This window comes from Thioclava nitratireducens, from assembly GCF_001940525.2.
In the GTDB taxonomy this organism is placed as follows: Bacteria; Pseudomonadota; Alphaproteobacteria; order Rhodobacterales; family Rhodobacteraceae; genus Thioclava; species Thioclava nitratireducens.
The window spans coordinates 632,907-655,638 of the sequence record NZ_CP019437.1 but is presented as its reverse complement, the minus strand read 5'-3'; the positions used below and the strand labels follow the sequence as shown (position 1 = coordinate 655,638).

The 22,732-nt window shown below is 62.6% G+C and carries 25 protein-coding genes; 9 read left to right on the top strand and 16 right to left on the bottom strand.

The features are described 5' to 3' along the window. Positions 1–2: 2 nt before the first annotated feature. From BMG03_RS03310 to BMG03_RS03290, 5 genes are all read right to left on the bottom strand, one after another. Complete coding sequence (locus BMG03_RS03310; protein WP_075775847.1) at positions 3–404, bottom strand: flagellar biosynthesis regulator FlaF; 402 nt, start codon at positions 402–404, stop codon at positions 3–5. Positions 405–563: 159 nt separating this feature from the next. Next, positions 564–1,397, bottom strand: coding sequence for a flagellin N-terminal helical domain-containing protein (locus tag BMG03_RS03305; RefSeq protein ID WP_075775846.1), 834 nt, complete (start codon positions 1,395–1,397; stop codon positions 564–566). 120 nt (positions 1,398–1,517) lie between these two features. Further along, a complete protein-coding gene (locus tag BMG03_RS03300) occupies positions 1,518–2,015 on the bottom strand; it encodes a hypothetical protein (RefSeq protein ID WP_077701086.1) in 498 nt (165 codons plus the stop codon). Beyond that, complete coding sequence (locus tag BMG03_RS03295) at positions 2,008–2,325, bottom strand: rod-binding protein (protein ID WP_075775845.1); 318 nt, start codon at positions 2,323–2,325, stop codon at positions 2,008–2,010. Before BMG03_RS03295 ends, BMG03_RS03300 begins: the two co-directional genes overlap by 8 nt. Further along, on the bottom strand, positions 2,325–3,482 hold the full coding sequence (locus BMG03_RS03290) for a flagellar basal body P-ring protein FlgI (RefSeq protein ID WP_077701085.1): 1,158 nt from the start codon (positions 3,480–3,482) through the stop codon (positions 2,325–2,327). The genes BMG03_RS03295 and BMG03_RS03290 overlap by 1 nt, the downstream gene beginning before the upstream one ends. Positions 3,483–3,634: 152 nt before the next feature. On the opposite strand from BMG03_RS03290, the gene BMG03_RS03285 reads away from it, so the two are divergent. Beyond that, the gene (locus tag BMG03_RS03285; protein ID WP_075775843.1) at positions 3,635–4,387 is read left to right on the top strand and encodes a response regulator transcription factor; all 753 of its coding nucleotides are present in this window, start codon (positions 3,635–3,637) and stop codon (positions 4,385–4,387) included. Between the two features lie 9 nt (positions 4,388–4,396). On the opposite strand, the gene BMG03_RS03280 is transcribed toward BMG03_RS03285, so the two are convergent. From BMG03_RS03280 to BMG03_RS03265, 4 genes are all read right to left on the bottom strand, one after another. Next, positions 4,397–5,464, bottom strand: a complete 1,068-nt coding sequence (locus BMG03_RS03280; RefSeq protein WP_077701084.1) for a flagellin — start codon at positions 5,462–5,464, stop codon at positions 4,397–4,399. Positions 5,465–5,476: 12 nt separating this feature from the next. Then, complete coding sequence (gene flgK / locus BMG03_RS03275; RefSeq protein ID WP_075775842.1) at positions 5,477–6,889, bottom strand: flagellar hook-associated protein FlgK; 1,413 nt, start codon at positions 6,887–6,889, stop codon at positions 5,477–5,479. A 30-nt stretch (positions 6,890–6,919) separates the two neighbouring features. Then, positions 6,920–8,218, bottom strand: coding sequence for a flagellar hook protein FlgE (locus BMG03_RS03270; RefSeq protein ID WP_075775841.1), 1,299 nt, complete (start codon positions 8,216–8,218; stop codon positions 6,920–6,922). Positions 8,219–8,351: 133 nt separating this feature from the next. Then, the gene (locus BMG03_RS03265) at positions 8,352–10,133 is read right to left on the bottom strand and encodes a tetratricopeptide repeat protein (protein WP_075775840.1); all 1,782 of its coding nucleotides are present in this window, start codon (positions 10,131–10,133) and stop codon (positions 8,352–8,354) included. A gap of 141 nt (positions 10,134–10,274) precedes the next feature. Between BMG03_RS03265 and flgF the strand changes: the two genes are divergently transcribed. From flgF to BMG03_RS03240, 5 genes are read left to right on the top strand one after another with little or no spacing between them, the layout of a single operon-like run. Continuing rightward, positions 10,275–11,012, top strand: coding sequence for a flagellar basal-body rod protein FlgF (gene flgF, locus BMG03_RS03260; RefSeq protein ID WP_075776010.1), 738 nt, complete (start codon positions 10,275–10,277; stop codon positions 11,010–11,012). 23 nt (positions 11,013–11,035) lie between these two features. Next, entirely contained in the window at positions 11,036–11,821 is a 786-nt protein-coding gene (gene flgG / locus BMG03_RS03255; RefSeq protein ID WP_075775839.1) for a flagellar basal-body rod protein FlgG, read from the top strand. Positions 11,822–11,825: 4 nt separating this feature from the next. Further along, complete coding sequence (gene flgA / locus BMG03_RS03250; protein ID WP_075775838.1) at positions 11,826–12,503, top strand: flagellar basal body P-ring formation chaperone FlgA; 678 nt, start codon at positions 11,826–11,828, stop codon at positions 12,501–12,503. Further along, positions 12,500–13,255 carry a flagellar basal body L-ring protein FlgH gene (gene flgH / locus BMG03_RS03245; RefSeq protein WP_341865721.1) on the top strand — a complete coding sequence of 252 codons (756 nt, stop codon included), beginning with the start codon at positions 12,500–12,502 and terminating at the stop codon, positions 13,253–13,255. The genes flgA and flgH overlap by 4 nt, the downstream gene beginning before the upstream one ends. Positions 13,256–13,264: 9 nt before the next feature. Continuing rightward, complete coding sequence (locus tag BMG03_RS03240) at positions 13,265–13,699, top strand: hypothetical protein (protein ID WP_075775837.1); 435 nt, start codon at positions 13,265–13,267, stop codon at positions 13,697–13,699. 38 nt (positions 13,700–13,737) lie between these two features. On the opposite strand, the gene BMG03_RS03235 is transcribed toward BMG03_RS03240, so the two are convergent. From BMG03_RS03235 to BMG03_RS03210, 6 genes are all read right to left on the bottom strand, one after another. Next, positions 13,738–14,412: a flagellar hook assembly protein FlgD gene (locus BMG03_RS03235; RefSeq protein WP_075775836.1), complete on the bottom strand. Its 675-nt coding sequence runs from the start codon at positions 14,410–14,412 to the stop codon at positions 13,738–13,740. A 10-nt stretch (positions 14,413–14,422) separates the two neighbouring features. Further along, positions 14,423–15,808 (bottom strand): flagellar hook-length control protein FliK, encoded by a 1,386-nt coding sequence (locus BMG03_RS03230; protein ID WP_075775835.1) that lies wholly within the window; start codon positions 15,806–15,808, stop codon positions 14,423–14,425. 13 nt (positions 15,809–15,821) lie between these two features. Continuing rightward, positions 15,822–16,586, bottom strand: a complete 765-nt coding sequence (locus BMG03_RS03225; RefSeq protein ID WP_075775834.1) for a sulfotransferase family protein — start codon at positions 16,584–16,586, stop codon at positions 15,822–15,824. Between the two features lie 11 nt (positions 16,587–16,597). Beyond that, positions 16,598–17,341: a sigma-70 family RNA polymerase sigma factor gene (locus BMG03_RS03220; RefSeq protein ID WP_075775833.1), complete on the bottom strand. Its 744-nt coding sequence runs from the start codon at positions 17,339–17,341 to the stop codon at positions 16,598–16,600. 238 nt (positions 17,342–17,579) lie between these two features. Further along, a complete protein-coding gene (locus BMG03_RS03215; RefSeq protein ID WP_141104932.1) occupies positions 17,580–17,993 on the bottom strand; it encodes a hypothetical protein in 414 nt (137 codons plus the stop codon). Between the two features lie 349 nt (positions 17,994–18,342). After that, a complete protein-coding gene (locus BMG03_RS03210) occupies positions 18,343–19,086 on the bottom strand; it encodes a response regulator transcription factor (protein ID WP_075775831.1) in 744 nt (247 codons plus the stop codon). 323 nt (positions 19,087–19,409) lie between these two features. Between BMG03_RS03210 and BMG03_RS03205 the strand changes: the two genes are divergently transcribed. The 3 genes from BMG03_RS03205 to BMG03_RS03195 all read left to right on the top strand — a co-directional run bounded on the left by BMG03_RS03205 (position 19,410) and on the right by BMG03_RS03195 (position 21,662). Further along, positions 19,410–19,679, top strand: coding sequence for a MucR family transcriptional regulator (locus tag BMG03_RS03205; RefSeq protein ID WP_075775830.1), 270 nt, complete (start codon positions 19,410–19,412; stop codon positions 19,677–19,679). A 168-nt stretch (positions 19,680–19,847) separates the two neighbouring features. After that, positions 19,848–20,312 carry a Ros/MucR family transcriptional regulator gene (locus BMG03_RS03200; RefSeq protein WP_075775829.1) on the top strand — a complete coding sequence of 155 codons (465 nt, stop codon included), beginning with the start codon at positions 19,848–19,850 and terminating at the stop codon, positions 20,310–20,312. Positions 20,313–20,513: 201 nt separating this feature from the next. Then, complete coding sequence (locus BMG03_RS03195; RefSeq protein ID WP_075775828.1) at positions 20,514–21,662, top strand: flagellar motor protein MotB; 1,149 nt, start codon at positions 20,514–20,516, stop codon at positions 21,660–21,662. A 72-nt stretch (positions 21,663–21,734) separates the two neighbouring features. Here BMG03_RS03195 and dapA read toward each other — a convergent pair whose 3' ends face one another. Beyond that, entirely contained in the window at positions 21,735–22,607 is an 873-nt protein-coding gene (gene dapA / locus BMG03_RS03190) for a 4-hydroxy-tetrahydrodipicolinate synthase (RefSeq protein ID WP_075775827.1), read from the bottom strand. Positions 22,608–22,732 lie beyond the last annotated feature (125 nt).

Below are 22,732 nucleotides of genomic sequence, written 5' to 3'. Positions count from 1 at the left end.
CTTTATTCCGCAGCCACCGGCTCGCCCGCGTCGCCGCTGAGCCCGCGGATGATATTGCGGTTCACCTCGACCAGCGGCGCGACCGCGCCGCCGCCGCCCATCACCATCTGCGTCTGCCGCTCGACCCAGAGCGCGAGCGAGATCAGCCCGGCCTTCAACTCGGCGGGAAACTGGTTCGCAGGCTCCGCGAGGTCATCGCGCAATGCCGTCCAGATGCGCTCGTTTTCCCAGAGCGCAGTGCGCAGACCCTGCGCGAGGATCGCCCCCCGTCCGGCCCGTGGCGCCTCGTCATAATCGACGAGAAAGGCCTCAAGCTCGCCAGTGACGCGCGACAGGATACGACGCTCGATCTGCCGCGGAGACTCGGTTTCGGAAATGGTTCGCTTATACGCGGCGACACTCATGCAAGCTCTCCTCTCGATATTCTTTTGTTCTCTTCGCCCGAACTTAGCACGACGCGGTTAAAGGCGTTTTTAAACTTTGCCGGAAAAGACAACCCAAGCGCGACAAAAGAAAAGGCCCCGTACTGCACGGGGCCTTTCCATTCAGTTCATCGCCGCGATTTAGCGGAACAGGCTCAGAAGGTTCTGAGGACCCTGGTTCGCGATCGAGAGCGACTGCGTCGCGAGCTGCTGCTGGACCTGGTAGGACTGAAGGCGAGCCGCCTCCTGCTCCATGTCCGCGTCGACCATATTGCCGACACCGGTGTCGAGCTTGTCGGTCAGCTTGTTGAGGAAGTTCTGCTGGGATTCCAGAGACTTCTCTGCCACGCCGAGCGAGGTCGCATTGTCGATCGCCGTTGCCAGCTGAGCTTCAGCGGTCGTCATTGCGTTCGCCAGTGCACCCGCCGAACCCGTGGTGTCCGAGATATCGATCGCACCCAGAGCCGACTGAATCGCGGTCAGGTCGACAGCGTTGAAGGTGATCGCGGTGGTCTGGAACGAACCACCCGCGCGGCTGATACCGGTCACAACCGAGACCGCGCCAGTCGTGTTCACCATGTTGTCGCCGTTGAAGGTCGACTGCTGGATCGTGGTCCCGATCTGGGTCACGATGTTGTCGAGTTCCTTCTGAACCGCGTCGTGGTCAACCGCGTCGCCTTGGGCGAACGAAACGCGCTCGACGAACTGCTGAGCGAGATCCTTCACCGACTCTGCGCCAAGACGTGCGGTCGAAACCGAGTTCTTGGTCAGCGTCAGACCTTCGTTGATCGACTTGTACATGCCGCTGTCGCTGTTCATCGATTCCGAGATCGAGAAATACGCGGCGTTGTCTTTCGCCGAGTTGATCTTCTTGCCGGTCGAGATGCGGTTTTGCGTGTCTTCGAGACCTTTGTTCACCGAACGCAGGGTCGCAAGAGCATTCATCGCGGAGGTATTGGTAAGAATGGACGACATTTCTGGTCACTCCTCATTCTGAAAGATATTTTGTTTTCGTCTTCTGACAGAAAAACGGCGCGAGCCGTGGAGAGGAATTTTGGACCGAAGATTAAGCGCGGGTTAACGTTTGGCCGAAACCTAGAATTCCTTATCGATATGCATCTGTGGACCATCCTGTCCTGTGACCGGTTTGCCACTCTTTCCATAGAGACCGTCGAGGCTGTGCCGGTTCCGGATTTTCTCGATCTCGCGCACGATGTCCCGGGTCGCGTCGGACATCCGCGACAACAGAACGCTATTGTCCTGCACGGCGACCTTCAGCTGGCGGAGCTTCTCGCGAAGTGCGGGCGCGGCTTGCTCAGACGCCTCCAGAAACGGCTCGATCACAGGGATCTTCAGCTCGATCCGCTTCAGAAGGTCCGCCTTGCGATCATAAAGCTCCGTGACGCGGTCGAGATGTCCCGCCTCGACCGCCGCGATTTCCTCATGCAACAGATCGAGCGTCGCATCGATATTCGCCTCGAAAGCGGCGAGGTTGGCGTCGTCCTCCTCGGTTAGGACGGGCCCGTCGGCGGAGATATCGTCGCGCCGGGCTTGCATCCGCTTGCGAAAACGCGACGGGGTTTCTTCAGCCATGATCTTCTCCGTTCGAAGTATAGGCGCCGATCATCCGCTCGACGCTTTGCGCGATCCCGGTCCGGCCCGAGGCGGCGATCTCATCCGCGATGCCGCGCGCGAGGAAGGACTTCCACATCTCCTCGGCGTGGCCGCCATCCAGTCCGCCCATCTTCACGGTCTTCATCATCTCACCAACGGCCTGCTGCAGGAAGGTCGCCTCGAAATTCTTGGCGATCTCCTTCGCGTTCTGCGACTTCGCACCAGATGCGGCAGGCGCCTTGAGCGACGCAGCCGAGAGAAATGGCTTCGACGGACCGAGCGGGTTCATCAGATGATCTCCAGATCGGCATGAAGCGCGCCGGCTGCCTTGATCGCCTGCAGTATCGAGATGGTTTGCCGCGCGCCGACACCGATCGCATTGAGACCGTCCACGAGGTCCTGAAGGCTGACATCACCCCCTTGGAGCACGCTGAACTGAGTGTTGCGCTCTTCGACCTGCACATCCGTTTCGGGCACCACGACCGTCTGCCCGATGGAGATAGGCTTCGGCTGGCTGACCGCGTAGCTTTCCTTGACCTTCACGGTCAGCCCGCCCTGGCTGATCGCGACCTGATCGATCCGCACATTGGCGCCGATCACGATCGTTCCGGACTTCTCGTCGACCACTACTTTCGCCACGGAGTCGGGCGTGACGGGGAGGTTCTCGATCATCGCCAGAAGCTCCGGTACACCATATTTGCCCTTCGCCTGCACTTCGATCGTGGAGGGGTCGAGCATCTGCGCGGTGTTGTGGCCGAGCTTGTCATTGATCACCCCTGCGACCCGGGAGGCCGTCGTGAAATCCGGCTCGCGCAGGGAGAGACGCACCGAGTTCATGGAGTTCAATTCGAAATCGATCTCTTTCTCGACGATTGCGCCATTCTCCATGCGCGCGACCGTGGGCACACCGTCCACGATGCTCGCCGCGTTTCCCTTCGCGCTGTAGCCCGCAACCGAGATCGGCCCCTGCCCCACGGCGTAAATCTCACCGTCGGCGCCGACGAGCGGCGTCACGATCAGCGTGCCCCCCCGCAGGCTGTCCGCATTGCCGAGCGAGGAGATCGTCACGTCGATCGTCGAACCACGGCGGGCGAAGGGCGGCAGCTTGGCCGTCACCATCACCGCGGCCGTATTCTTCGTCTTGATCGCATCGCCGGAGAGATTGCCGACCCCGAGCCGCTCGAGCATCCCCTCGATCGACTTCTTCGTGAACGGGCTGCCGTTGAGGGTGTCGCCAGTCCCGTTCAGGCCAACGACGAGACCGTAGCCCACGAGCTGGTTCTCGCGCACGCCTTCGAAACTGGCGATGTCCTTGATCCGGACCTGTGCGGTAGCCGGGATCGCGCTGAGCACCCCCGCAAAGACGGAGAGCGCGACGAGCGCTCCGCGAAACCCGGCGCAAGAAAGCGACGCCCGACGACTTTTTCGGCACAAGGCAGCAAGCATAGTTTCCTCACGTCACCGACACATTCCATTAAATTAAAGTAAAACGCGAATAGTGTCCAATATAAATCGGTACTATTCTTGACTAATCCTTTGTGACAACTTAGCGTGAGCTTGCCGCTTGTGCGAGAAACTTGCCCGGGATGGAGACCTGTATGAATATTTACGTCTTTGAGCCTCGCGATGGTCGTGTTCGCGGCCTGCTCGGCGAGCTGGAGAGCGTTGGGTTGCAGCCCGTCCTCGTCCCTGCGTCCTTCTTCGCGTCCGATCTCAGCACGCTGAACCAGAAGGGGGTCGACACGCGGGCGATCCTGATCGGCGACTGCCCCGAAGTGACCGAATACATCCGGGCCATCCGCAGCTGCGGCTGCCGCAACCCGGTTCTGGTGATGCGGGACTTCAAGAACTCGCGCGACGCCTCCGAGGCGCTCGATGCCGGGGCAGACGATGTCATGGTCAGCCCGATCAAGGGGATCGAGGCGCTGTCGCGGATCAACTCGATCATCCGGCGTTCCTATGGCCACGCCGCCGAGAGCATCAGCGTCGGCGAAATCACCGCCTTCTTCGACGGGCGCGACCCGCTTGTCTCCGGTGTGCGGCTGAAACTGTCGAACCGCGAACACGCGATCTTCCAGCACTTGGCACTGAACGCGAACAAGGTGATCGCAAAGGGCGCGATCTATGACGCGGTCTACGGGATGAGCGACGACCAGCCCTTCGACAAGGTGATCGACGTCTATATCTGCAAGCTGCGCAAGAAGATCGCCGACGCGGCCGAAAGCGGCCACCAGTATATCGAGACGGTCTACGGTCGCGGCTACAAGTTCAGCGAACTGGACAGCACGAGCGACGTGAAAATCGCCGCTTACGAGCAGACCGACTCGCGCCGCACGGTGGCCGCGCGATAAACGCGCGGCTCAGAGATAATTCAGGATCGACAGTTTCGACATCTGCGCGGCAACGCTGTAGCTCGCGTTGAGCTGCGTCTGGAGTGCCGTCATCCGCGTCGCGGCCTCATAGGGATCGACCGAGACATAATCCGACAGCCGACTGTTGAGCACCGCATCCATCGATTGCTGCTGCGTCAGCTTGATGTCGAGCCGCTTCTGCTTCGCACCCAAGGCGGTCTCGGAATTGCGCAGCCCCTCTACCCCATCGCTCAATGCTTTGACCCCGGCCGCCACCCAGCTTTTATAGGCATCCCGATCCGTGATCTTCGAGACGTCGGTCGAGGCGAAGAGTGCAAGCCCCTTGATGATGTTGTGGAATTCGGGATCGTTCGCCTGCATCCCGTAATCAAGCGTCTCGCCATCCCCGATCAACGCCGACTTGCGCGCCGCTCCGCTCGTCGCGTCGCCCTTGAAGAAGGTAGAACTGAAGCGCTTGGCCGGATCGGCATTGCTGTCGTCGAACACGCTGTCGATCTGCGACAGCATCGCCGCCGCCTGGGTCGCATCCGCTGGGCCACCACCGACGATGCCCGCCAGGACATCCTTTGCCGACAGGCCCGTCGCACCATTCGCCACGTCATAGCCCCGCAGCGCGGGCTTGTCCGACGCGACGCCGGAGAACAGGTGCTCGCCGTCGAGCGAGATGTTCAGGCTCGTCATGATGGTGTCGAGCGCGGCGCGGGCGCTTTGCTGCAGGGTCGCTGCCGCGGCGCCGGGTTGCTCGAGGTTACCGACGGCGAGCCCGAGCACCTCCTGCGCGGCCCCGCGCGCCGTCGACGCGCTCGATGCAATCATATCGAGCTTGCTTCCGAGGAGCTTGTTCGAGGTGACGTAATTCGAATTTGTGGTCGCGCGATCTTCCAGAGCGAGGACGAAGGCCGATTTCGCCCCCATATCCGCGTAGACATCGGATTTGCGCCCGGTCGCGACCTCGTCGCTCGTGCGTTGCAGCTCTGCCGTGGTGCGGTCGACCGAGCGGCGCGAGATGATGCTCATCTGCAGGGTCGACAGCGAATTCCGGATCAGGGGGATCATCGTTCAGTCTCCTCAGACGGCGGCGAGCAGCGTGTCCATCATCTTCATGACGGCGGTCATCATTTTCGAATTGGCGGCGTAGCTTTGCTGAATCGTGATCAGCTTTTGCATCTCGTCATCGATATTCACGCCCTGAATGCTCTGACGCGTACCGTTCACGGTTTCAGCGGCGGTGCGGGCGGCAGCGAAACGCTCCTGCGCGCGGGTGCCCTCGAACTCCTGCGCGGAGATCATGCTGCTGCCGTAGTCGCGCAACGACAGGGACGCCGCCAGCCCGGTGTCCGGATTCGCCGAAAGCGGGGCGTCGAACATCGACACAAAGGCCGCGATCTGGGTCGAATCTCCGGCCGCGCCCGGCGTGGTCGCACCGATCCCGTCGCGCAGTCGCGACAACTGCCCGCCCTGCGCAGGGTCCACGGCTGCGCTCACGGCGATCCGTCCGGCAAGCCCGTCGAGCTTCGCGGGATCGTAAGCCGCACCAGCGTCAGTAAAGAGACCCGCCTGCCCCGGAGCGAGCGAGGCATCCGCCCCCTCGAACCCTTGCACGAGGCCGCGCGCCATCTCGTCGAGCTGAAGCTGGAAGCGCGGCAGAACATCCTTCTTCACCGCGAACAGCCCGGAAATGCTGCCATTCTGGAAGCCGCGCGCGTCGGTTGATTCCGGGGTGATCTCCGTCTTGCCCGCGAACAGCTTTCCGGCCACCTTGTCATAGGTGACGTAATTTGCCTGATCGCCATCGACGAGCGGCGTGCCCCCCGCGGTGTAGAGCGTGGCCCGCCCATCGGTGGAGCGGCGCACCTGCATATCGATCAACTTCGACGCCTTTTCCACCAGAACGTCCATCTGGTCGCCGAGATCGGCCGCGCCGAGCGAGCCGGGCTGCGCATCCGAGATCTGCTTGTTGAGCGAGGTGATCTTATGCAGCGTCTCGTTGAAATCGGAGACGTCGTACTTGATCTCCATATCAACCTCGCCACCGATCCGCGCGAGCATGTCGCTGCTCTGGTTGAGCGACGTCACCATCTCCTGCGCGGCGGAGGCCACGCCGTTCTGCGCCGCGTTGTTGCCCGGATTGTTCGCCAGCGCGATCATCGAGCTGCGCAGGTCGGTCAGCCGATCCGCGGGCGACAGCCCATCGCCCGGCTGGCCGAGGGTCGCGGTATATTCGCCCACCGCCTCGAAGATCGCCTGCTCGCGCGCCATGGCAGAAGAATGCTGCCGATACATGCGGTTGAGCGAGGCGTCGACGTCGCGCCGCGCCTCGCCGGTCTGCACGAGGCCGCCCGAGATAGTGACCTGCGGCAGTTCCTTGCGCACATAGCCCTCGGTGCTCGCATTCGCGATATTGCGCGAGGTCGCTTCCGACTGCATCTGCGCCGCGCGCAGCCCGCTCGTGCTCGCCTGGAGGGCGCCCGTCAAGCTCATCGGTTTGCTCCGTTCTTCTCAGCGTGACGATCAGCGCTTGAGGCGCGTGGTTTCGTCGAGCATCTCGTCCATCGTGGTGACGATCTTGGCGTTGGTGGAATAGGCCCGCTGGGTGCGGATCAGATCGCTCAGTTCCTGCGCGATATCGACATTCGACCCTTCGAGCGCACCCGAACTGATCGTGCCCACCGGACCCTCGTTCGCCTTGTGGATCGTGTAGGCGCCGCTGTCGCGGGTCAGACGATAGGCGTCGCCGTCGATCTCCTGCATGCCGTTGGGGTTCTCCACATGGGCGAGCGGAATCTTGTAGAGCGGCTGGCGCTGCCCGTTGTCGAAGATTCCGTACATCGTGCCGGTATCGTCGACTTCGATCCGGGTCAGCGCGCCGGACGAGGAGCCGTCTGCAGTGAACTTCTGGGGCGTGAAATCGCCAGCGAACTGGGTGATCCCGTCGAAGCTGTTCAATGCGCCGAGCCCGATCTCGATCGGCTGCGTGGTGCCGCCGTCATTCATCGTCAGGCTCATCACGCCCGTGGTCGTGTCCATCGAGAAAGCGCCGGGGGCCGTGGCGAGGTTGGTCACACCGGAATAGCTGATCGGCGCGCCGGCATTGGCACCGCCCGGGGCGAAATCGACCGTCACCTGACCATAGGGCACGCCGTCACCATCGGAGACAGTGATGTCCCATTGGTTCGGCGTCGAGGTCGGCTGCCACGAATATTCGAGCCGCTTCACCGCGCCGAGCGGCGTGTAATATTGCGACGAGGAGGTGAAAGGCGCGCCCGGCGTCGCGTTGCCGGTTTCCTGCGAGGGAAGATTGCCCTGCACCCCGATAGAGGTGGTCGCCTTCGCGCTCAGCGTGGCGTCCGTGACGTTCACCGTCTTCAGACCGTTGAAGCTGTTGCCGTCGATCGTGGCAAGTTTGACGTCCGTGTAAGGATAGCCGGACAGGAAGTAGCCCGCCGAATTGACGAGGTTGCCGTTCTCGTCGGGCTGGAACGAGCCGGCGCGCGTCATGACGTAATCGGATTGCACGCTGGTATTGGCGTTGCTGGACACGACGAAGAACCCGTTCCCGTTCACCGCGAAATCGGTGGGCGAGTTGGTAGGGATCACCGCACCGCCATTCTGCAGATCGGAGGAGACGACGGCATTGACCCCGGATGGCGCGTTGAGCCCGCCGGTCGGCGTCATGGTCACCATCTGGGCGAAGCTGCGCTTGTAGCCCGTGGTGTTCGCATTCGCGATATTCTCGGAAATTTCGCCAACGGCGACGGAGTTCGCATTCAGGCCGCTCACACCGGTCTGCATTGCGCTCGAAATACTCATGGTTTTATCCTCTCATGTCCGAAGAGAAAGGGGTCCTATCCAAGAGATAGACGAGTGATGTTTCACTGAAGTTAAAAATATCCGCCGTTTTTCTTTGGACTCGTGTCAGGGGCGCAATGCATAGCAAAGATACCTAGCCTCCTGCCCGCTTCGCCTCCGCCCCGACCATCTCGATCGCATCACCGGCGTTGCGCAGCCGATCCCGCGCTGCGGCGTCCATAAGCGGGGTCAGTTTGGCGGGCTCGGCCAGCAGGCTTGCGACGAGCTTGTTCAGGTCCTCCCGCCCCGCGAGACGGGGGAAAACCTCTGCGACGCTGCGGGCCGTGGTCAGGTCGCCGGACCGGTAGGCAGCAAGCAGCAATTGGACCGCATCGGTCTCCGAAAAATCACCAGAGGCCGTCTTCCACAATGCGCGATAGGACCGCGTCGCCGCTGACCAGTCGCCCTTCTTCCAATGGAGCTGCGCCTGCAACCGAAGATGGTCGATCGATTGCGCGGTGACCTTGGTGTCCAGGGCCGCATCGGTCTTTCCGGCCTCGGCCAGAACGCGGGCCTGCAGTGCGTTGAACTGGTTCAGCTCCTGCGCGTCGGCGGGACGCTCGGAGGCTCCCAACACCTTGGCGGCACGCGCGAATTGCCCGCCACGGGCAAGCGCTTCCGCCTCGCGAAGCGCAAGATAGGCCATCCGGTCCTGCGACACCGCCTCGGGGTTATCTTTGCGTTGTACGCTGAGAGCCTCTCGGATCTTGCGATATTCCGACGAGGCTTGCGTCGTGGCGCCCAGCTCCAGCAGACGATCCGCGAATTGCTCGGCATAGGCCTGGAAATCGGCGCGAGCCTCGTAATAGGGCTCCAAGCGCTGATGGCCTTCGGTGAAGGCGGTGAGCGAGATCTTCCCCGCCGCGCCTTTCGCATAGAACGCCTTGAGCAACCGATCCGCCGCCTCGGCGGCCGTCCGCGCCTGCGGGCGGTCCGGGAAACGGGTCAGGATCTCGCCATAGGCGATCAGCGCCTCCACATCTCGACCGCTCTTTTCCCCCAGATGCGCGCGCTGTTCGAGGGCCTGAAGATCGAACCGGTCGCCGCGCCACGCAAGATTGGCCTCGGCGAGCATGGATAAACCTTGGTCCGTCGTGAGCGCACCCTTCGCAAGGCCGAGATCGACCAGAGCGAGCCGCGCCCGCTGAGCGTATCGATCCCGCCCCTTCGCTGCTTCACGATAGGCGGCATAGGCCTTTTCCGGATGATGCGATTGCTCTGCCACCCGCCCGATGAGGAAGCTGTAGACCGGTTGGGCCTTCAACTCGGGATAGTTGTCGAAATCCCGGCTCAGTCGCTCGGCCAGCGCCCATTGCTTGACCGCGATCGCGCCTTCCAGAAGCGCGGGCAGGCAGGCCTCCACGAAAACGGGCGGATAGGCGGGCAGCCGGTCCGCCGCACCCGCGAGGTTCCCCTCGAGCTCCTCCGCGCCGCCCTGCGTGATCGCATTCAGCGCCGCCCAGAGGTGATAATCCTGCCAGTTCGCCCAATCCGCATTGGGCAAGAGCGTGCCAGTCGGCACCCCCACCCCTTCCATGATATCGAACCCGGCGGCGATCGCGCGCCAGCGGGCCTGTTCGGCGGGGAGCAGACCGTCGGGCATCTCGTCGCCCAGCACCGACCGCCCCTCGGGCAACATGACATGCGCGAGATAGAATTCAGCCAGATTGAGCCGCGCGACCGCGCGCGACGGCCCGGGCTCGGCCGCGGCGAAACCTGCGGTTAGCGCATCGCGGTCCGCAAGGAAGCCCGCCTGAGTGTATTGCGCGAAATCGAATGGTGGCGGCGCAGGTATGGCCTCCGCCGCGGCGGGGCCGCACAGAAGACAGAGCGCCAAAACGCCGCCCATCAAGGGGAAACCGCTTCGCAATTCCATCACCTCTTTCCCAAACGCGCCATAATTCCTTCCCTCTTTAAAGAATAGTATTGATTAATCCAAGAAGAGCAAACATTATTGACCGGAAATCGGCAGCAGTCCAAGCAAAGCCACAAGTTCTATTCGCGCGGGCGGACATTCATGGATAGCTCAAATTACGTCTCCCTATCCCTCGCCTCGACGCTGTGGCGCAGTCTCGACATCTCCGCCAACAACATGGCCAATGCCAACACGGCCGGCTTCAAGGCGGAGCGCTCGCTGAACGAGAGCTTCGAGTCGAAGGGCAATGCCGGGGCCGAGGATGACGTGAGCTACGTGCTCGACAAGGGCTCCTATCTCGACGACCGGCAGGGATCCCTCACCAAAACCTCGAACCCGCTCGATGTGGCGCTGAACGGCGATGGCTGGTTCGCCTACCAGACGCCGGCGGGCCAGACCGCTTTCGGGCGCGACGGCCGGCTGACCGTCGACCCGCAAGGCAATCTCGTGACGCTGTCGGGCAATCGGGTACTCGACCGGGGCGGCGCGCCGATCGCGATCCCGCCGGGCGAGGAGATCACCATTTCCCGCGACGGCACGATTTCGGGGCCGAATAGCGGCACGATCGGCACGCTGGGCATGTTCGCCGTACCCGACATCCAGAGCTACAGCCGGCTGGGTGGAGGCCTCTTTGCCGCGCCCGGCGGCGCCGTACCCGCCTTTACGCCATCCGAAACGACGCAGGTCGCTCAGGGCTTCATCGAGGAGAGCAATGTCCAACCGGTGGTCGAGATGACCCGGATGATGGACATCCAGCGCTCCTACGAGCGCGCGGTGAAGTTGATGGATGAACAGAACAACCTTCGTCAGGAAACGTTGCGCAGACTTGGCAAAGTCTGACCGGCGCGAAAAGGAGCTGAACCATGAGAGCACTTGGAATTGCCGCGACGGGGATGCTGGCCCAGCAGACCAATGTGGACGTGATCTCGAACAACATCGCGAACGCGAACACCACCGGCTACAAGAGCACCCGCGCCGCCTTTCAGGATCTGGTCTACCAATCGCTGCAACGCGAAGGCTCGCTGACCTCTGCCGACGGGACAGCGCGCCCTGTGGGCGTGGATATCGGCCTCGGTGTACAAAGCGCGGGCGTGGTGCGGCTCAACACCCAGGGCGGGCTCGTCCAGACCGAGAACCAGCTCGACCTCGCAATCGACGGCGGCGGCTATTTCACCCTCAACATGCCCGATGGCAGCCAGGCCTATACGCGGGCGGGTACATTCCAGCTGAGCCCCGAGGGACAGATCGTGTCCCTCGACGGCTACGAGGTCGCGCCCGGGATCAACGTCCCGGCGAACACTACGAATGTCGAGATCAACCAGCAGGGCCTCGTGATGGCTTATGTCGGCAAGGACCCGACCCCGGTTCAGATCGGCCAGCTGACGATGGCGACCTTCGTCAACGAGGCGGGGATGAAACCGCTTGGAAACAACCTCCTGCAGGCGACGACCGCGTCGGGCGATCCGACCGAGGCGCTTCCGGGCGATCCGGGCGTGGGCATCCTGCGTCAGGGTTATCTCGAAAGCTCGAACGTCAACATCATCCAGCAGATCACCGATCTGATCTCGGCGCAGCGCGCTTACGAGATGAACTCGAAGGCGATCGAGACGGCCGACCAGATGATGTCCACCTCGAACCAGATCAAGTGATGCCATGAGCCCGATACGCGCCTCCGCGACCGCCGTTCTCGCCACGCTCGCCGCCGCGCTTCTCGTCGTCCCCGCGAGCGCCGAATCCGTGCGCGTGCTGATCGCCGAGAAGGCGGAGCAGTCCTGGGGGCTGGAGATGCCGCCGAGCGGCCATTTCGAGATCACGCTGCAAGACAGCGACCCGGGCGACGCGGAGATGATAAGCGACTTCTGGATGGACCGCTCCACGGGGCAGTTCCTGGCGAATGCGGTGGAGGCCTCGGGCGACGTGCGCCGCCTTGCGGGGCTTGCGCTGCTCAACGTGCCCGTCCCGGTGCCGACGCAGCAGTTGCTTCCCGGCAAGATTCTTTCCGGAGATGATTTCCAGGTCGTCGACCTGCCCTACGGTCAGGTGGGCGCCTATGCGGTGACGCGGCTCGACCATCTGGAGGGGATGCAGGTGCGCCGCGTGCTCGCCCGCGGACGCCCGGTGATGAGCCAATCCATCACCGAGCCGGTCATCATCTCGCGCGGCGACCCGGTCTCGATCGAATATTCGAAAGGCGCCATGTCCCTGACCGCACCCGGCAAGGCGATCTCCGACGCCCATGCCGACCAGTCAGTGCGCGTGGTCAATCTCGTGAGCAACAAGATTGTCGAAGGCATCGCCAAGCCCGACGGCAAAGTGGAGATTCAGAAGTGAGACATCCGTTCTACATCCTGCCGATGCTCGCACTGGCCGCCTGCGGTTCCGGCACGGCCTTTGAGCGCGACCCAAAAGTGAGCGACATGGTGGTCGATGGCGACACGATCCCCGAGGTGAACCGGGTGAGCGTACCGATGCCGCCGCTCGAGCCCACGCGCATTCCGCAGCGGGCCGAGGCCGCGTCGCTCTGGCAGACCGGCTCCACCGGCTTCTTCGGCGATCAGCGTGCCGACAAGGTGGGCGATTTGCTGACAGTGGATATCAACATCAAGGACGAGGCGCAGCTTCAGAACGCGTCCCAGCGGAGCCGCGACGGCAGCCAGAGCGTCGGTTTTCCGACCTTCCTTGGCTATGGCGGCAAGATCGCCAAGATCCTGCCCGGCGTCAGCGAGAAGGACTTGCCCACCGGCAGCAACATCGTCGATCTCAGCTCGCAATCGACCTCCAACGGCAGCGGTTCGATCAAGCGCAACGAGACCATCAGCCTGAAGGTCGCGGCCCTCGTGATCCAGAAGCTTCAGAACGGGAATTTCGTGATCGCGGGACGCCAGGAGGTGAAGGTCAATCACGAGCTGCGCGAATTGCGTGTGGCCGGGATCATCCGGCCCGAAGACATCCGGATGGACAACACCATCCCCTACGAGAAGATCGCCGAGGCGCGCATCTCCTATGGCGGGCGCGGCCAGATCAGCAAGGTGCAACAGCCCCGCTACGGGGAAGACGCGCTCGACGTCGTCCTCCCCTACTGATCGTCTCCGATGCCGCGCTGGAGAACACTCGTACTGCTTGTCGTGGTGGTGCCGATCGTCGCGGCGGGGCTGGGCTATCTGGGCGGAAGCCAGATCGCGCCGCGACCTGCTGCCCCAGAAGCGCCGCCCGAACCCGCGCCGCGTGACGTCGCCTTGGGGCCTGTCACGGTGCCGGTCTACCGGGCGCGTACGATCAGCTATTTGAACGTCGACGTAACACTGGTGCTGAAGGGAGACGGGCTTCCCGATGGCCCCGCGCTGGTGCCGAAGCTGCGCGACGAGACACTCGACCTTTTGAGCAAGCTCGCGGATAACCGGATGTTCGATCCCGATACGGTCAAACCCGAGGACCTCGCCACCCTGCTAGAGCGCGGCCTCGCGGACCGAGTACCCGGCCTGCAAGCGGCCAAGGTGAACAGCGCCGAGCCGTTCAAGCAGGGATAGGAAGCCTCCCACCACGGATCGCGCCCGGTGCAGGCGTGTCAGCCCGACACCGCGACGATGAGCGAACTCGGCACTTCCTCGCCATTGCGAAGAACCAGCGATTGCCCCTGCGAAGAGAAGCGCACCTGCTCCACCTGCGTGCTGGGATAGGTGTCATACGAGACCGCATTGCCATCGGCGTCCTGCGCGTCGATCTCGACCCGGAACGTGTCATCCGGCACCGGCAATCCCGCAGAATCGCGCCCGTCCCATTTCAGCGCGATCTTCTCGCCCGCCCGTCCGGGCAGGCCAGTAATCCGGCGCAGTTCGGTCCCGTCTTCCGTCTTGATGATCGCGGTCACCTTGTCGGCGGGTGCGGCAAGCTCGTAGCTGGTGCTGGCCTGACCGTCGCGCAACTCGATCCGGTCGGAGGCGAGCGACACTGTCTTGCCCATCAGGGCCACATCCGACATCGCACCCATTGCGCTCAGCTTGGCATCGATGGTCTTGAGGTTGGTATTGGTCTGCACCGTTTGCTCGACCTGACTCAGCTGCGCCAGTTGCGAAACGAATTGCGTGGAATCCATCGGCTTCAGCGGATCCTGATTTCGGATCTGCGCCGTCAGAAGCTGCAAGAAGCTGTTGTAATCCGCCGAGATCTTTGACTGCGCCGGGTTCGCCTTGGCGTCGGCCGCGGTCGCAGCGGGATTGGTGCTTGTCGGTGAGATGCTCATCGGTGGCTCCTCAGGTCCTGATATCCAGTTGTCCGTCGAGAATGGTGGGCTGCCAGTCGGCGCCCAGCACGGGGATGTCTTCATCTGCGGTAACATGCGCGCCGGACGCGCGCTCATCGCCCCGTTCGCCGTGACCGCCGAACTGCTCGAAATCGAGCGCGCCGCTATCCATCTGCAGCCCCTGCCCGGCGAGGATCGCCGCCAAGGTCTCGCGATCGCCGCGCAACGCACTCAGCACCGCCGGGCTCTCGGCGCGCACGACCACGTTGACCTGACCACGCTTGTCGCGCTCCACGTCGATCTCGATATCGCCGAGCCCGCGCGGGGTCAGCGCCACGCGGGTGCGTCCTTCCTGCAAATCCGCGCGCCGAAGCTGCGTCGCGACGAAGGCCGCGAAGCGCGGCGAAGGTTGGGCCGCCGTCTGCGCCGATTGAGCAGCAGCGTCGCTGCGCGCAACGTGACTGGCGTCATGCTGCGTGAGCCGCGCCACCGCGGTTTCGGGCAAGACGCCTGCACGGGCGGCCTCGGCAAGAAACTGGGCGGGCTTGGGGTCGCCCTTGCTCTGCGCTGCAGGCAGAACCGCGGCTTGCGCCTCGACCTTGCCGGTGTTCGTGGCGCCGTTGGCGGCAGCTTCCAGCACGGCGCGCACCCGCGGGTCCATGTCGCTCTGCTGAATCTCCGCCGTGAGCGGCGCTGGAATCACCCCGGCAAGCCCCTGCGGAACGGCGATGATCGCCTGCGCCTGCGACTGCGTCTGCGTTGCCTCAAGCTTCGGCTGTGCCGCCGGAGAGGATAGATTGCCAGCAGAGTGCGCGGGCATGCGCCCCGCTACCGACGGGATCTGCGCACCACCCGTTTGCGGCGATGCCGTCCCAGATGGCTTCGCTTGCAGACCGAGCGAGACCAGAAGGCTCGCGAAGACCGCGTCAATCGTGTCGCTTTTGTCGCTCGCATGATCCGAGGCGGGCTTTGCCCCCGCGCCGTCAGTTTGCAGCCGCATACCTTCAAGTGCCCGCGTCAAACCTTGCTGCAGCTTCGTGCCATGCGCCGCGTCGAACTCCGTGAGGACCGTAGCCAGCGACGCGCCCAGCTTTTTGAGCACCTCGCTCATTGACTTGCCCTGCGCCAGCTCTGCCAGCGCGCCGTCGCGAACCGTTTGCAGCTTGCTGGCCAGCTCGGCCTGAAGCGCTGGATTGTCGGTCAAGGCGGACGCTGCGCCTGCGCCAGCCTCCGGCGTCGCGGCCGCCGTGGCAGCCCCCACGCCCGAAGCTGCAAGCCCATCCGCCGGCACGCCCTGCACGAGCGATCCGAAACCGGTCCCCTCTGTCGCGGATTTGCGCCCGGTGCCTGCGGCCGACGCCGTTACCTTCAGCAATGTCGCGGCTATCGCGTCCATCTCATCACCCTCGTCACACGAAACTCATACGCTTGCTCCGGGGCCTCGAGGCCGCCTGCCACGCCATGAACGGCGCGAACCAGTCGCGATCCTTTTCGTAGCCCAACTGCTCGAGCAGGTCGAACAGCACCGGGAAGCGCGAGAATTGATCGAAAATCCGCGCCCGATGCTCTTCGTCGAGCCACTTCGCACGCGCCTTTTCCACCGGGCGCACACCGTTGAGCGGGCCTTGCAACTCCTCGGGAATTTCGGCGGCGCCGAAATCGGAAAAATGCCCTTCGAATTGCAGACCGAGCGCATCGCGCAACTTCTGCTGAATCCTGTCGGGATCATTGACCAGGTCTTCGTATTTCAGGAGGAATACACCCTGCGGGAAAATGCCGGATCTCAGCACGGTCCCGATCGCCTCGTGAATCTGCAGGAACCCCGGCATCACCGGCGCGGGCGCATCCGGACCGCCGATGAAATACATCGCGTCCGCCGAGATGAAATAATCGTCCGGCACCGCCGAATGACGGCTCACGAGGATGTCGCGCGGGTCGCGCAGCGGCACGATCAGATCGATCCGCTTGCTACGGACATTCGCCCGCGCGACATTCGCGACCTGGAAAATATCGAGCGGCCGCTTGCTGACCCAGTCGCCCGGCTGCCCGATCGTGGAAAGCGCGCTGGTCTCGCGCGGCGGGATTTCGAAACCTTTGAGAGTCTCGCGCAGCATGTTGTAAAATAGCGTGGTGCCTGCGCGCCCGTGCCCTGCGATCATCAGATGACGTGCCATCGCCCTTCTCCTCAGTTCAGCATCGCGGGGCTGAAGCCGCGTTTTTCGAGACACCGCTTCAGCCGGAGGAGCGCACGCTTCTCGACCTGTCGGGCACGCTCACGGCTGATTCCAAGATCACGGGCCAGATCGTCGAGCGACTCCGGCGGTGTCTGCAATTTGCGCCGCAAAACGATCTCGCGATCCGGCGCGTCCAGATCATCCAGCGCACTGCTCAGCACCTCATGTGCAGCCTGCGCGGCGGAGGACGCCAGCGTCTGTTCCTCGGGTGTGAGATCGGGGCTGGGCATCATCTCCATCAGGTCGGCGTCACTGTCATCGAAGGATTTGGCGTCCAAAGCGACGAGACCGGTCAGAAGCTGGCTCGCCTCGGGGTTGTCGAGCCGCCCCATCCGCGCATCGAGATAGACCCGCGCCGGCACGTCGATCACCGTTTTGATCCGGGCGAGGGCGTTCAGCACGCAAGTCATCACCCACCAATGCGAGTAGGTCGAGAACCGGACATCCTGCGTCAGATCGAACCGTTCGGCGGCGCGCATCAGACCGATGATCCCTTCGGCCACGAGGTCTTCGAGCTCGACCGGATTGGACGCCCAGCGACGCGCCTGCGCGTAGGCCTGCCGGACATGCGACCGCAGCAGAATTTCAAGCGAGTTCTGATCTCCGTATTCCTGCCACCGGGAGATCGCCTGCCGCTCTTCTTCGACATCGAGAAACGGCGCATCAAGTGCAGCACGAAAGCTCAATGCAAACATTACCCGCCTCTATTCACTCTATTCTTGCTGAACAGAAGACCACGGCGCCCTGTTTGGAGAAAGCTTTACTTGATTAAAAGCGAGTTAATCGCGGTGTTTTCTGGTTAACCCTAGATTAACGCCCCAAAAGGCAGCGCCGCCCCAAGGGCGGCGCTTCGTATTTCCAACGATGTCGCGGTTGCACGGCCCACCCGCCGAGCAGCGCGTTCATACCGAGCTTTCGGCACTGTACTCACGTTCAGAGATAGCCGCCCATCGCGGTTGCGCTGCAATCGCGCGCATCTTCGTGCACCGAGAACTCGCTCCGGGGCCGCGACGCCATGGCCGGCAGGCGGAGGTTGATCGCGCGGTCCCCAAAACCATGCTTCACCTCCGCGGCATTCGCTGGCTCGATGACCACGAGGCTTCCATAAGGCACCTCGATACCCAGTTCTTCCACGAGCACGTCGCCAAGCGAAATACCCGGCAGAAGCTCTTCCGACTCGGGCAGCACGAGCAGGCTTGCTTCCTTGTGTGTCGAACGCAGCACCACGGTCTGCGCAGGCAGAAGCGCAGCCGCCACCAAACTTCCCTGAGAACCTGCTCCGGCTGACACTTGCTTCACCGAGCCTTCCCAAATTTGCGCTAACAAATTGTTACTTTTCATGGACATCCCTAATCCCCAAGTCCCCCAAAGTCAGTGGCTGCAGATTACCAGCGATTCCCTTTCCCGTAAGGTTAAGGATTGTTAAAACTGTAAGGCGAGTAAGGATAGTTCCTGCCCAAAAGGACAACTTGCCGCCGCGCCGAGTTATCCCCAGGCGAACCTCGAAAGAAGCGTCGATGACCCAATTTTTCATGGCCTCTTACGCTACAAGTTGTGGCTACAACTTCAATCATCCACAGCTTGTCGACGGTTCCGCTACAAATTGTGTACTCACGATCAATCGCTGAGATGTTAACAATTCAGCGCTTGACAGGCACTCTCTCGAAACCAGTTTCGGAGGATCGACGAATCAACCTTAGGTTGCAAAGTCTGAGGGCTTTCGCAGGGGAATTTCATAGAACGAGTATCCGGCGGATCGCACCGTTTCGACGACATATCGGTCGCCGAACGCATCGCGCAGCTTCTTGCGGATCTTGGTGATGTGAACGTCGAACTTCCGGTCGCCATAGACCCACATAGTGTTGTCGATGCGGCGCGAGAGCGCGTCGCGTGTCACGATTCGACCGCCGCTGCGGATAAGCTCGCACATGATCTCCCGCTCCATGGGAGTCAGCTGGACAGCTTCAGTCGCGTCCGGGCCGGTGAGCCGGTTTTCCTCGTCTATCTTGAGGCGCGCGACCCGCTTCTCTTCTCCCGGAAAACTGATGGGCAATCTGCTCCCCGCCCGAAGCCAGAGGCGCGCCGTCAACTCCCTGTCGGAATAGGGCTCCCGGAGCACGTCATCGGCGCCAGCGAGGATCATCTCGGCAGCGAACACTCCGTCGCTCGAGGGATCGACGAAAAGGATGAGGCTCTCGGGCGTACTGACACGCGAGGTGCGGATCAGATCCGCTGCGCCCTCGGGCTGCGCAAGACTGATCATCAACAGGCACGGATTGCCATGCAGCAGGATATACTGCTCCGCCTCCACCGCCGTCGCGAACGGTAAGGAACCCCAACCACAGCACGCAAGAAAGAAGGCAGCCAACTTGGCTTGCTTCGCGTTTTCTTCCGCTACGACGATAACGTTCTGTCTCCGCATGGCGCTCGAGCCAAACAAAAGGCAACTCCCCGTATCTCACTGCGCGTCGACGCGAACCTTAGGTTTCGCGCCGCCCCCATCGCGCAGCCCTTTTTTTGAATAGCGCAGCGCCAAGCTGAAGGAGAGAGCGTAAATCCGCCTGCCCCGGCATGTTCGCGTTTTCAAATTTTTTTACCTGCATTATGCAACTAATTTACGTGTTTACACCTGACAAGCCCGACCAGTCATTTGACATGGACCGCGCCTTCGTGACGTCTCGCGGGAAAAGTTGATTTCTTTGACCTAACTTTAAGAATTCCTTCAATCTTTCTCCCGTAGGACAAAAACATGTGAGGATAGACATGACGCAACATTCCCCGGACCGGTCCGGCGAGCCTGCGACGTCCCGCGTCCCTGCGGTGCCAATCTCGGAGAGCGTCCTACCAGACCGACTGATCTGTCTGGAAACGGGCCGCCCAATCAAGATGTTGAAGCGTCACCTCCAAAACCTACTCGGAATGACCTTCGAGGAATATCGCGCGAAATGGGGGCTTCCGCCGGATTATCCGACGACCGCGCCGAACTACCAATACGCCAAGCAGCGATGGCGCACAAAAGGCAAGCTCCATTGAGCAGCCACAGGACAGGCGAAGCACTCAGTGAAACAATCCTGTGCAGAAACAGTGTTTTCTCCGGAAACCCAAACACAGATTCACGCGTTCATTGACAGAAACGCGCCTCGCACTTAACTTTCTCTACTAATCCGGGGAGAGTGCAACTTTAAGCATTGGAGAGACCAGATGTCGAAGGACCGGCCCACGGATGCAGCAAACATTATCGCGACAGTTGCTGCGGCCTATGCCGCGCGTTCGGATGTGACGGCGGATCAGGTGGTCGACCTCGTGGCGAAACTCTCCGCGCAGTTCGGCGAGGATCTGCACAACGCGGCCGCCAATCACGCGGCAGAGGCGCCAACGGCTAGCTCCAGTCCCGCGCGGCCGCAACCGGCGCTGCCCGTGAAAGAGGCCGTCACCGAAGACAAGGTTTTCTGCCTGTGCTGCGGACGCGGCTTCAAGATGCTCAAGCGCCACCTGGGCTCGGAACACGGGCTCAGCGAAGACGAATATCGCGCCCTGTTCAACCTGCCTGCTGACATGCCCCTCGTCGCACCGAGCTACTCGGCCCGCAAAGCGGCCTATGCCAAGAAAGTCGGATTGGGCAAACACAGCCGCGACGACTACGAAGCATCTCTCCACGACGCCTGAGGAAGGGTCGGCGGGCACGAGTTCCGCCACTCTCGGCAGGATGCCAAAGCGGTCGGCCAGCATCTTTGTTTCCAGATCATGAACGATTATCGCCCTTTTTTGGCCCATTTTTAAGCCGACAACCCACACTCAAGGGCTGCAGAAAACGCATGCCCAGAGAAGACTGCTGGCTCCTGCCAGCGAGGTGGGAAAGGGCAACTCATGGCACGGTCGAATCAGGCGCCGATCATCGTGAAGCGGAGCGATGACGATCACGAATCCGAGCATCACGGCGGAGCGTGGAAAGTCGCCTATGCCGATTTCATGACCGCGATGATGGCCTTCTTCCTGCTGATGTGGATTCTCTCCGTTTCGGACGAGAACCAGCTCACGGGGATCGCCGATTACTTCGCCCCTGCGAAAGTCTCGATGCAGGCCCCCGGCGGCACCGGCCCCCTCGCCGGCGAGACGATCGGGCCGAAAGGGGTGCTGAACGCCTCGCGCGCCGACGACACGATTCCCGCCAATCCCGGCGCCGGGAGCGAGACAGCCCCCTCGACCGAGCTGGCCAACGCCTCCGGCGGCTCCAAGGAGGCCACGCCGGACGCGACGACGAATAAAGTCGCCGACGCGGTGCAGGCGACGGCAGAGGCAGGCGACACAACCGGCGCGAAGACTGCTGCAGCCACACCGCATGCCGTCGACGACGCCCGCTTCCAGACGCTTCAGACCCGGATCACGCAGGCGATCCAGCGCGTTCCGGACCTGCGTCCGCTGCAGCAGAACGTCCTATTCCGCCGCACGCCGGACGGGCTGAATATCGAAGTCGTGGATCAGGCGGGCAAAGCCATGTTCGCCTCGGGCAGCGCGAAGCTCGATGGGCCCACGCTGGCGCTGATGGATCAGCTCGGCCGCGCCCTCTCCGATCTGCCCAATGACGTGCTGATCGCGGGGCACACCGACTCGGTCCCCTATCAGAAAGCGGGCGGTACCTATGGGAACTGGGAACTGTCCTCGGACCGCGCCAACGCGACGCGCCGGGCGCTCGTGGCCGCCGGTGTCGCCCCGGAACGGGTCACCCGCGTCTCGGGCCTGTCGGATACCGATCCGCTGAAGCCGGCCGATCCGCGCGATCCGTCGAACCGTCGGATCACCGTCACCCTCGCCTATATTCAGCCCGAGGCCGACACGAAAACGCCGACCGAGGCAACGAGGCCGCGTCTCGAAGCGAATGCCGAGCAGACCCCGCCGGCCCCTGCGGTCGAGCAAGCGGCGCCCGAAATCGTCACACCCGCGGCGGCCACCCCGTCGGATCAGCCTCAGAAATACAGCTCGATCGCGATGGATGACCTGCGCAGCGCTCTGCAGTAAGCTTCTGGACACAAAAAAACGCCGGCGCGAACCCTATCGCGCCGGCGTTTTCTTATTCGGTGGAGGCGAAACTCAGATCAGACCGGCATGGACCATTGCCGCGTCGATCGCGGTCTTCGTCTCGGGCAGCAACTCGGTCAGCGGGAGGCGCACCTCGGCCGAGCACATGCCCAGCTTCGACATCGCGTATTTCGCACCCGCCACGCCCGGCTCGAGGAAGATCGCCATGTGCAGCGGCATCAGCTTGTCCTGATAGCTCAGCGCCTTGGCGTAATCGCCGGCAAGCGTTGCCTCCTGGAATTCCGCGCAAAGCTTGGGGGCGACGTTCGCCGTCACCGAGATACAGCCCACGCCGCCATGCGCATTGAAACCGAGCGCCGTCGCGTCCTCGCCCGAGAGCTGGATGAAATCGGACCCGCAGGTCGCGCGCTGCATCGAGACGCGCTCCAGTTTGCCGGTCGCATCCTTCACGCCGACGATACGCGGCAGCTTCGCCAGTTCGCCCATCGTCTCGGGGATCATGTCGACCACCGAGCGGCCCGGAATGTTGTAGATCACGATCGGCAGTTCGCAGGCATCGTGCAGCGCGCGGTAATGCTCGATCATGCCGCGCTGCGTCGGCTTGTTGTAGTAGGGCGTCACGACGAGCGCCGCATCGGCCCCGGTCTTGCCGGCGTGCTGGATCAGCCGCACACCTTCCGCCGTCGAGTTCGAGCCTGCGCCCGCGATGATCGGAATGCGGCCCTTCGCGGCTTTCACGACCTCGGTGATGACCGTCATGTGCTCGGCATGGCTCAGCGTCGGGCTCTCACCGGTCGTGCCGACCGGCACGAGGCCGTGGCTGCCCTGATCGATATGCCACTCGACAAGTTTCTTGAGCGTGTCCAGATCCAGCTCGCCGTCCTTGAACGGCGTGACCAGTGCGGGAAGAGACCCTTTGAACATGACACGCTCCTTTTTTGGTTGGGCCGGGGGGTTGAGTCGTCCCGGCGGAAATCGGCCGGGTTATAGGCGGTTGCGCGGCTGTTGCCAACTTGTGATTCATCCCCATCTGTGAGAGGCCCGTAGCA